General features: G+C 62.5%; 8 protein-coding genes and 1 pseudogene. 1 reads left to right on the top strand and 8 read right to left on the bottom strand.

Features of this window, described 5'->3' with window-relative positions; genetic code table 11:
* From Y707_RS24385 to Y707_RS0107875, 7 genes are all read right to left on the bottom strand, one after another.
* On the bottom strand, positions 1 to 784 hold a 784-nt coding region (locus Y707_RS24385), incomplete at its 3' end, for a Rossmann-fold NAD(P)-binding domain-containing protein (RefSeq protein WP_035780825.1).
* 158 nt (positions 785 to 942) lie between these two features.
* Entirely contained in the window at positions 943 to 1,905 is a 963-nt protein-coding gene (locus Y707_RS0107900; protein ID WP_026534670.1) for an ATP-grasp domain-containing protein, read from the bottom strand.
* Positions 1,906 to 2,021: 116 nt separating this feature from the next.
* Positions 2,022 to 3,701 carry an AbgT family transporter gene (locus Y707_RS0107895; RefSeq protein ID WP_051441767.1) on the bottom strand — a complete coding sequence of 560 codons (1,680 nt, stop codon included), beginning with the start codon at positions 3,699 to 3,701 and terminating at the stop codon, positions 2,022 to 2,024.
* A 36-nt stretch (positions 3,702 to 3,737) separates the two neighbouring features.
* Positions 3,738 to 5,069, bottom strand: coding sequence for a M20 family metallopeptidase (locus Y707_RS0107890; RefSeq protein WP_026534668.1), 1,332 nt, complete (start codon positions 5,067 to 5,069; stop codon positions 3,738 to 3,740).
* Positions 5,070 to 5,159: 90 nt separating this feature from the next.
* Entirely contained in the window at positions 5,160 to 5,435 is a 276-nt protein-coding gene (locus tag Y707_RS0107885) for an acylphosphatase (RefSeq protein WP_026534667.1), read from the bottom strand.
* A complete protein-coding gene (locus Y707_RS32725) occupies positions 5,428 to 5,607 on the bottom strand; it encodes a CDGSH iron-sulfur domain-containing protein (protein WP_026534666.1) in 180 nt (59 codons plus the stop codon). The genes Y707_RS0107885 and Y707_RS32725 overlap by 8 nt, the downstream gene beginning before the upstream one ends.
* 134 nt (positions 5,608 to 5,741) lie before the next feature.
* Entirely contained in the window at positions 5,742 to 6,776 is a 1,035-nt protein-coding gene (locus Y707_RS0107875) for an iron-containing redox enzyme family protein (protein WP_026534665.1), read from the bottom strand.
* Between the two features lie 217 nt (positions 6,777 to 6,993).
* Here Y707_RS0107875 and Y707_RS0107870 point away from each other — a divergent pair, with 217 nt between their 5' ends.
* A complete protein-coding gene (locus Y707_RS0107870; protein ID WP_026534664.1) occupies positions 6,994 to 8,772 on the top strand; it encodes an ABC transporter family substrate-binding protein in 1,779 nt (592 codons plus the stop codon).
* Between the two features lie 63 nt (positions 8,773 to 8,835).
* On the opposite strand, the pseudogene Y707_RS31345 reads toward Y707_RS0107870, so the two are convergent.
* Positions 8,836 to 9,105 (bottom strand): annotated as a pseudogene (locus tag Y707_RS31345) (MBL fold metallo-hydrolase); the annotation flags it as partial.

Genomic DNA, 9,105 nt, shown 5'->3' with positions numbered 1-9,105 from the left:
CGGGGACAAGCGCCGTCGTAATCACGACGTCGGATGCCGCGATCGCGTCCTGCAGCGCCTGCTGTTGCTGGGCGCGTTCGTCGTTAGTCAACTCGCGGGCGTAACCGCCCTCGCCGGCAGCGTCGATGCCGAGATCCAACCAGGTGGCGCCGACTGAACGCACTTGATCGGCGACTTCGGGACGGACGTCATACCCCGTTGGCCGGGCCCCGAGCCGCTTGGCTGTCGCCAGTGCTTGCAAACCTGCGACGCCGACGCCGAGGACGAGGACGCCTGCGGGACGCACGGTACCTGCCGCCGTCGTCAGCATGGGGAAGAAACGCGTGGAGAGCGAGGCGGCCAGCAGCGTCGCCCGGTATCCAGCCACGTTCGCCTGCGATGACAACGCATCCATCACCTGTGCCCGCGAGATGCGGGGAATGGCCTCCACTGCGTAGGCCGTGACGCCCGCTTTCCGTAGCGCCTCGATGGGATTATCCGCATTCCGCGGAGCCAGGAAGCCGATCAATGTCGACCCCGGCGACAAGCGCCCGACCTCTGCCGGGGCCGGAGGAGCCACCTTCAGTACGACGTCGGCAGACCACGCATCACCAAGTTCGGCGCCCGCATCGACGTAAAGTTCGTCGGGCATCAGGGCTCCGAGACCCGCTCCCGGCTCCACAATCACCCGCAGGCCTTTCGACACCAGTCCGGCAACAGCCATGGGGACCAACGCCACGCGCCGTTCACCCACGTTGGCCTCTTTGACGACCCCCACGGTCAGTCGCGGTTCCTCGCTGTGCATGCTTTGTTCCTTCTCACGATGTGGGAAACCGGCCTGCAGCCTTCGGCCGTCCCCCACTGTTTCCAACACCGACACGCTGGCAACGCATCCGCACTGTAGATTCACCGATCAGCATACAACGGTCTCACTGCTATCAGGCGTAGCACCCGGCGGCGCGGTTACGCCTGCAGCGAGCTGAGATATTTCGCCAGCGCACCCGGTGCTGAGCGCGGCGCCTGCGCTTCCACAACGCTGTTGTAGTTGGTGTTCGTATTCACGTCGTAGGTGAGCAGGCGTCCGTCGGTTGCTTCGATGAACTCGATGCCGCACACTTCCAGGCCGACGCGGCGGGTGAACTCCAAGTACTTCTCCAGGACCGGGTGGTCGAAGCCCTCACACAGACTGAACAACTGTTGGTCCGGCTCCGGCTCGATGGTGGCACCGGGCGGCATGATCGGCCGGCCGGTGGAGGGATCGATCTCGCAGGCGTCTGCCGGGCAGAGCTGAAATCCGCCGCGGGCAGTGTCGGCCTTGATCGCGTAGATGAATTCGCCGCCGACAATCTCGGCACGGGTAATGAAAGGCTCAGCGGCCTGCACGAACTCCTGGATCAGCGTGATGCCATCCTGCGGCTCTTCGAACTCGTCGGAGCGGACGTAGTCTTCCAGTTCCGCGAAGGATTCGAACTTGCGCACACCGAGCCCCTTCCCGCCCTGATTGTGCTTGGTGATGAACGGCGTCGGGAATCCCTTGGCCGCCGTCAGGATCTGGTTCCGTCCGACGGCTGCAACCGTATGCGGAGTCTCAATCCCCGCCGCTCTGAGCGCCGTCAGCTGGTCGACCTTGCTCATCTCCAGCTCGAGAACGCGCCGCCCATTGACCGTCCGGCGTCCGTGCGCCTCCAGCCACGCCAGCACCGCACGGGTGTAGTCCTTGGACAGATTGTGATCCCGGGTGTGTGAAGAAGCGCTGATCCGGGACCAGAAGATCCCCTCCGGTGGCGTCGAACCAAGGTCCAACGTGCCCTCGGTCAGCAGCCACTCCTCGAAGGCGAGGCCCTCCTGCTCGAACGCCTGGGCGAACGGCGGGAACCACTCCGGATTCTCGTGCAGGGCGAAGATCTTGGGCTGTGCCTGGCTCATTGGAGCGCCTTTCGTGGAATTTTCGGTCCTTTTGATGTAAGTCGGGCGGGCTCGTTAGTATTTCCGGCCTGATCACGCACCGTTCCGGACCTGCCTGCCCACCGTGCCCGCCGGCGCTACTGGTCCGGCGTGATGAAGATGTCGTTGCCCGGACCCATCGGGATCTCAAAGAAGTAGAACACTGTGAGCACGGCGACCCAGGAGAGCCAAAAGGGAATGACGAACGGCAACATCCGCGCCATCACGGTTCCCAGCCCCGCGTTCGGTTCGTATTTCCGGAGCATGGCCAGCAACACAATCATGTACGGGTTCAACGGGGTGAGGACCTGGGTGGCGGAGTCGCCCACCCGGAAGGCGCCCTGGATGAACGCCGGTTCGTAGCCGAGCAGGGCGAAGAGCGGCACGAAAACGGCTGCCATCAGTGTCCACATCGCAGAGCCGGAAATGATGAACAGGTTGAGCACCGAGGCGAGCAGGATGAACCCGATGATCGCCGCGTAGCCGGTCAGCCCAATCGCTTCCAGACCGCTGGCCCCGGCGACGGCGATCCACTGGCCTATGCCGGACCAGTTGAACAACGCGATGAACTGGCCAAGGATGAACGCCAGCACCAGGAATCCCGTCATATCCTTCAGCGCCTGGCCCATTACTTTCGGGACATCGCCGGCGATGGCGATGCTTCCCACCAGTTTCCCGTACACCAACCCGGGAATGGTGAACATGGTGAAGACAACGAACACGATCGATCCCAGCAGGGGCGACTCGGGCAGGAAACCACCGTTCTCGTTCCGCCAAGGTGAATCCGGCAGCAGCGCCGTGACAATGATGACGGCGGCGACGGCGGCACCTGACAACATGGACCACTTCAGGGCGCGCTTCTCAACCGGTTCAAGATGGGGACTGAGCGACTGATTGGCTGCCTTGCCCGTTCCGCCTTTGGCCCCTTCACTCCGTGATCCTGCCTCGCTGGCCGACGTTGTGCCTACAGACCGTTGTGCTGATTGAGGCGATGCGGCTCCATCAACGTCACCGTCGTCGTCGGCAGTTTCATCCCGCGGAACTCCCTGCCGGTCCAGCCGTGGCTCCAGAATCTTGTCGATCACGAATCCGGCGATTACCATCAGCACCGCGGCGGAGACAAAGTTGAAGAAGTAGTTCGACAGCGGCGTCACCGGCGCCCCCGGGTTGGGCAGGCCCTGCGTGACCGCGTTCGTAATTCCCGCGAATAAGGCGTCCAGGCTGGTGACGAGCATCGTCGTCGAATATCCCGCGCCGGCAGCGGCGAAGCCACCAAGCAGACCGGCCACGGGGTGCCGGCCGGCGGCCTTGAACACCAGTGCGGCCAGCGGCGGGATGACCACGAAGGCGGCGTCGGACATGATGGAACCGAGCACGCCGACGACGCCGACGGCGTACGGCAGTGCCCAGCGGGGCGCGGATCCGAAGGCGCGGCGGATCATCGCGGCGAGCATGCCGGACTTTTCCGCGACACCGACCGCCAGCAGGATGGGCAACACGGTGGTCAACGGTGGGAAGCCGAGGTAGTTCGGTCCCAGGTTCTGCGTGAACCAGGTCAGCCCTTCGCCGGTGAAGAATCCGCGGATCTCGGTGGATTCGTCACTGCCCGGAAGCCGGACCGAGACGTCAGCCCATGCCATGCCGGTGGAGACGACAGCCGTAATGCTGAACAGGATGATGAACAGCATGAACGGGTCCGGCAGCTTATTACCGACGCGTTCGACGCCGTTGAGGAACTTGTCCGTGATGCTTGTGCGTTCCGCGGTGGTCGAAGTCATAGACTCTTCCTCTTGGTCATCGGTGTCTTTGGGATGTCAGTCGAAGTAGCGCGGCACGTCGATCGCGCCGCCGTCGTCCTCAAATTCCTGCTGGACGCCCGCACGCAGCTCCTCGTCGCAGAGCCAGTCGAGTGCAGTCAGCGCCAGACCGGCCGCGCCGTCCAACGCGCCGGTTTCCGCCGCCCGGCTGTTGGCGGCCGCGGCGAAATCCTTGGTATGCAGCGCCACATTCGGGTCGGCGATCCTGATCAGCGGATGGATCCCCGGGATCCGGTAGCTGACATTGCCAAAGTCGGTCGACGCGGCCAGCGTTTCAGAGACGACGCCGGCAGGCAACGGCGTCCTGCCCCGGCGCTGCTGGGCCTTCACCCAACGGCCGGTTAGCGCCTGGTTGGTGCGTACCGGCAGGGATGATGGATGTTCGTCCCATTCCAATTCCACACCTACTCCGGCCATCCGGGCGGCGCCCTCGACTACGTCGGTGATTCGCTGGCTCAGGTCTTTCAGCGTGTCCGGGTATTTGGAACGGGCGTAGAACTTCATCACCGCCTGCTCCGGGATGACGCTCGGCCGCTTGCCGCCGTCGTCAATAATTGCGTGGATGCGGTCGACCGGAAGCATCTGCTGCCGCAGCAACCCCACGCCCTGATAGGCAAGGTTGGCGGCGTCGAGGGCGTTGCGGCCCATGAACGGTTGGGCGGACGCATGGGCGGAAATACCGGTGAAGGTGACCGTCAGCAGGCGCCGGCCAAGCCAGACCTGCTCGGCCAGATCGTAGCCGTAGGGATGGACCATGATGGCGGCGTCGACACCATGGAAGGCACCGTTGCGGGCCATCACCTCCTTGCCCGAATGCCCCTCCTCGGCAGGCGTGCCCAGCAGGACGACCCGGCCGGGAAAGGCGTCCGGGTCATCGCGCAGGGTCTTCGCCAGTGCCAGAAAAGCTCCGACGCCGGTGGCGGCAATGACATTATGTCCGCAGGCATGGCCGACGTCGGGCAGCGCGTCATATTCACTCAGAATGGCAAGTGTGCCGCCGGGCCGGCTGCCGGAGACTTCGGCCCGGATCGCCGTGTCGACACCATGTGCACCGGTTTCGGTTTCGAAGCCGTGCTTGGCGAGCAAATCCGTCAGCAATTGCGCGCTGCGGTGCTCCTGATAGGCAGTTTCCGGATTGGCATGAAGGGAATGGACGACGTCGTTCAGGTCGCCTTCCAGCGAGTCGACGGCGGACTCGACGACGCCGGCCAGCTCCTGCGGTGCCCCCGCGTATGGCGAGTCGACGGGCTTCACCATCTGCGTTAAGCGCCGGGTCTCCGCCTCCAGGTGATTCAGATACGCCGGACTCGGGGTAGACGGGAAGCTCATACCGACAGCCTAAGCGCGGCATCCAAGAGGGGTTAACTCCTGCTAAACGTTCGTAACATTCGCCCGGTTCAGCGCTGCTACATTCGCCGTTCAGCGCTCGCGGAAGTTCGTGAACTCGCCGGTCGCGCCGGAAAAACGCCCGTCGACGTTGCGGACCCGTCCCGGAGTGTAGCCGGAGCGGAGCGTGTCCAACAGTGTTTCGGCAGTCTTGGCCGATCCTTCGACTATTACGGTCACGCTTCCGTCCGGTTCATTGACCGCTGTGCCGGTGAGTCCGAGCTGTTCAGCCTGCCTCCGTACCCAGTACCGGAACCCTACGCCCTGGACTTCGCCGGTCACCGTCGCCGTCATCCGGGTCTCAGTCATCAGTCCGGAATCCGATCAACTTGTGGGTGCCATCGCAGTATGGCTTGATGATCGACGCCCCGCAGCGGCACAGCGCCACGGTTTTACGGTTCCGCGGCAACGGCTCCCCCGACGGCGTGACGATCTCGAAGTCGCCCCGGACCAGAAGGGGTCCATCCGGATAGGCAACGATCGACTGATCCGGTCTCCGGGCGCCATTGGTTTCACGCTCCGCGGCGTCGACGACAGTATCAGGTTCCACGGGGTCGACGGCAGTATCAGGCGTCGCAGCGTCGACAGTATTCTCATCCTGCATGGAAAACTCCCTTAAACGGCGAACGACGACTGGGGCTGAAGGGACGACCGGCCTTCTTTCCAGGCAGCCATAATGTGATCGCCCAACCAGGTTTCGATGGCCAATGCCGCGGCAGCGCCGAACAGCACGTCATCCAGCAGACCGGGCTCGGCTTCGACCAGTCCGCCCGCCATGTCCCGGCCGGCAATTTGCTCGTGTACGGCATCTGCTTCAACGTGCTCGTCGAAGTACTCCGCGACATCGTCGCCAAACCCGGCACGCCGCAGACCGTTCGCGTACATCCGGCTCGGCTGCGATGACGTCATCTCGTAGGCGCTCAGATGGCCGACGATGGCACCACGGAGCCGCCGGTTCAGCCCGAACATTGACATCAGATTCGCAGTCGCCAGCGTTATGGCCGGAACATCGTCGACATAACCGCCGAATTCCGGGTTGAGTCCGGCGCCGCGCATCGCCTGCGCAAAGAGTTCGGCATGGACCCGGTCCGGCCGTCCGCCGCCATACTCATCTGCCTGGATCTCCACCAGCGCCGCCTTCGCCCTGCCCCGCAGCCGGGGAATGGCCCAGGTATGCGGATCGGCTTCGCGCAACTGGTAAATGGATTTGTGGGTCAGGAATTCCTGCAGTTGCTCGGCCGATGCCTGCTTGGCCGCGAACCGGGAGATGCCGCCTCCGCCGTCGGGCGCCGTCATCTTAAACAAGGCAGCCGCCACGTCACCGCTATTGGTTCGCGGTCGTTGCGGAAGTTCGACGGCGGCGCGCATCTTCTCCTCGAACGTCTGCTCAATCCGCCGCCGCGCCCCGATCAGTCCGGGCGCCCATTCCCAGGCGTCGTCGACCCCCTCGATTCCGCTGTAGTGCAGCTCATAGAGGCAGAAAAGCGTGAGCTGCAGGTCGTCGTCGAACGCGATGTCCGGCGTATCTGCCAAGGCGCTGAATACCGGTTCCTGCAGTTCCTCCCCCGCCCGCGGATCATCCGCGGATGCCGAACCCAATAGGTCCAGAAGTGCCGTACTGACCGGCCCTCGCGTCAGTGGTTGCTTCATAATCGGCTCATCCTTCCCGCACGCCAACAGCGGCCGTGTACTTGGAGATTCTGACTCATAAGCATACTTGCTGTTGTGTGGATAAGTCATAATCCGGCCACAGGGACGGAAGTTTTAACCTAGACTCGCTGGCGTGAGACACATCACTTCGCTTTCCAGCGATGATGGCGGCTTGGCGAAACAGCGTTGGGCTGCATAAACGCGAATAGGAGAATGAATGCGCTTTAGCCGCAGTTCCCAAGCAGCAACAATGGCGGCGGTCGCTGTCCTCGCTCTAAGCGCTTGTGCCAGCGCCGAAAGCGGCGGTGATTCCACAGACGGTGGCCCGGCCACCGAATCGGGTGGAAGCATCAGTGTGGCGGAGGTGGGTTCCTTCACCTCGTTTAATGCTGACAGCGCGACCGGAAACGTCCTCATCAACGGCAAAGTCGATTACTTAACGCACTGGGGCTTCAATTATGTGGACAAGGACCTCAACATTGTCCGGAACGAAGAATTTGGCAGTTACGAAGTTCTGTCCGAGGACCCGCTGACGGTTAAATACACCGTGAACGAAGGAGTCGTCTGGTCTGATGGCACTCCCATAGACGCCGGTGATCTCATGCTGGCATGGGCCGTCGAATCGGGGTATTTCGACGATGCCACCACCAACGAGAATGACAAAGTCACCTCCGGGACCAAATACTTTGCCTACGCCGGAAGCACCACCGGACTGGGACTGACAGACTTACCGAAAATCGGCGACGACGGTCGTTCGATTACGATGACGTACTCGAAGCCGTACGCCGACTGGGAAATCGCCTTCAATATGGACCAGCCGGCCCACGTCGTCGCCAAAGGCGGTGGGCTGCCCGACGAGCAGGCGTTAACCGATCTCATCACCAGTGCTCCGGCGGGTGATCCGGATAACCCGCAAAAACGCCCCAAGCTGAAGGCCCTTGCTGACTTCTGGAACACCGCGTTCGATACCACGTCGCTTCCGTCTGATCCATCGATGTACCTGTCGAGCGGCCCTTACATTGTCGAGAGCATGACTCCGGACCGCTCCATGACGCTGGTCAGGAACGAAAAATTCGATTGGGGACCGGAACCGAAACTGGACGAAATCACTATCCGGTATATCAGTGACGCCAACGCCCAGGTTCAGGCGCTGAACAACGGTGAGGTGGATGTGATCGCGCCACAGGCGACCGCCGACACGCTGTCCTCGTTGAAGCAGATCGAAGGGATCAATATTCAGCAGGGCCTGGAACTGGCCTTCAAGCACATCGACTTAAATTACTCCGGAGTATTCGAGGAAGAGAATGTGCGGAAGGCCTTCATGCACACAATCCCACGGGAATCCATCCTCGACGCCACGGTGAAGCAGATCGATCCTGATGCAGAACCGCGCGATTCGCACCTTTTTGTACCGGGGACCGAAGGATATAAGGCGGCGGTGCCGGTCAATGGTTCGGAGAACTACCAAAACGTCGATATCGAAAAAGCGAAAGAGCTGCTCGACGGTGCCACTCCGAAGGTCCGCATTATGTACAGCACGGAAAGCCCTAATACTGTCGATGTCTATACCTTGATTGCCGAAAGTGCGGAGAAGGCCGGCTTTCAAGTTATCGATAGTGGATTGCCGAGCACGAAGTGGGGTGCCGCCTTGGGTAACGGCACCTATGACGCCACCATCTTCGCTTGGGTCAGCCCGGGTGTCGGCGTGACCGGGGTCCCGCAGCTTTACGGCTGCGACTCTGCCTCCAACTTCAGCGGATTCTGCAATCAGGAAGCGCAGAAATTGATGGATGAACTGATTCTCACCACCGATCCGGAACGTCAGCAGGAGCTCCAGGTGGCGATCGACAGCATCCTGTTCGACACCGGCTACGGTTTGCCCCTGTTTCAGTCCGCGGGAATCAGCGCAGCGGACAAACGGGTCAAAGGACTTGCCTACAATCCGGGACTGTACGGTGTCTGGTGGAACGTCTGGGAGTGGTCCATCTCCGGGTAATGGCGGCGGTCAAGGACTTGGCGTGTGGCTGCGGCGCACGCCAAGTCAGCCGGGTCCGCCGGGTCAGCCGCGGAGGTAGTCCAGTTGGGCCTGCACCGATTTCAGCGCCGCCCCACGGACGGAAGGGTCGACGTCGTTGTACACCAGATCCGCCACGGCGTCCTCCTCTGCATCGGCCCCCAGCGTCTCGAGGGCTTGCCGGATCTGGCCCAGCCGCTGCTGCCGGTGCTCGGTATAGGCGGCGCAGATTTCCACCAGATCCGGCAGGACCGGGCCGTGGGCGGGTAGGACCGTGGCCGGGCCGAGGCGGGCGAGTTTTTGCAGCGATTCCAG

The sequence above is a fragment of the Arthrobacter sp. H14 genome, assembly GCF_000520495.1.
Taxonomy (GTDB): domain Bacteria; phylum Actinomycetota; class Actinomycetes; order Actinomycetales; family Micrococcaceae; genus Arthrobacter_C.
Note: the sequence above shows the minus strand (reverse complement) of the source record. Positions and strands in the feature narration are given on the sequence as shown.

Excerpts from the sequence above, each read along its gene's own strand:
- Y707_RS0107900 (WP_026534670.1), bottom strand. The coding sequence starts at position 1,905 with ATGAGCCAGGCACAGCCCAAGATCTTCGCCCTGCACGAGAATCCGGAG.
- Y707_RS0107895 (WP_051441767.1), bottom strand. The coding sequence starts at position 3,701 with ATGACTTCGACCACCGCGGAACGCACAAGCATCACGGACAAGTTCCTC.
- Y707_RS0107890 (WP_026534668.1), bottom strand. The coding sequence starts at position 5,069 with ATGAGCTTCCCGTCTACCCCGAGTCCGGCGTATCTGAATCACCTGGAG.
- Y707_RS0107885 (WP_026534667.1), bottom strand. The coding sequence starts at position 5,435 with ATGACTGAGACCCGGATGACGGCGACGGTGACCGGCGAAGTCCAGGGC.
- Y707_RS0107875 (WP_026534665.1), bottom strand. The coding sequence starts at position 6,776 with ATGAAGCAACCACTGACGCGAGGGCCGGTCAGTACGGCACTTCTGGAC.
- Y707_RS0107870 (WP_026534664.1), top strand. The coding sequence starts at position 6,994 with ATGCGCTTTAGCCGCAGTTCCCAAGCAGCAACAATGGCGGCGGTCGCT.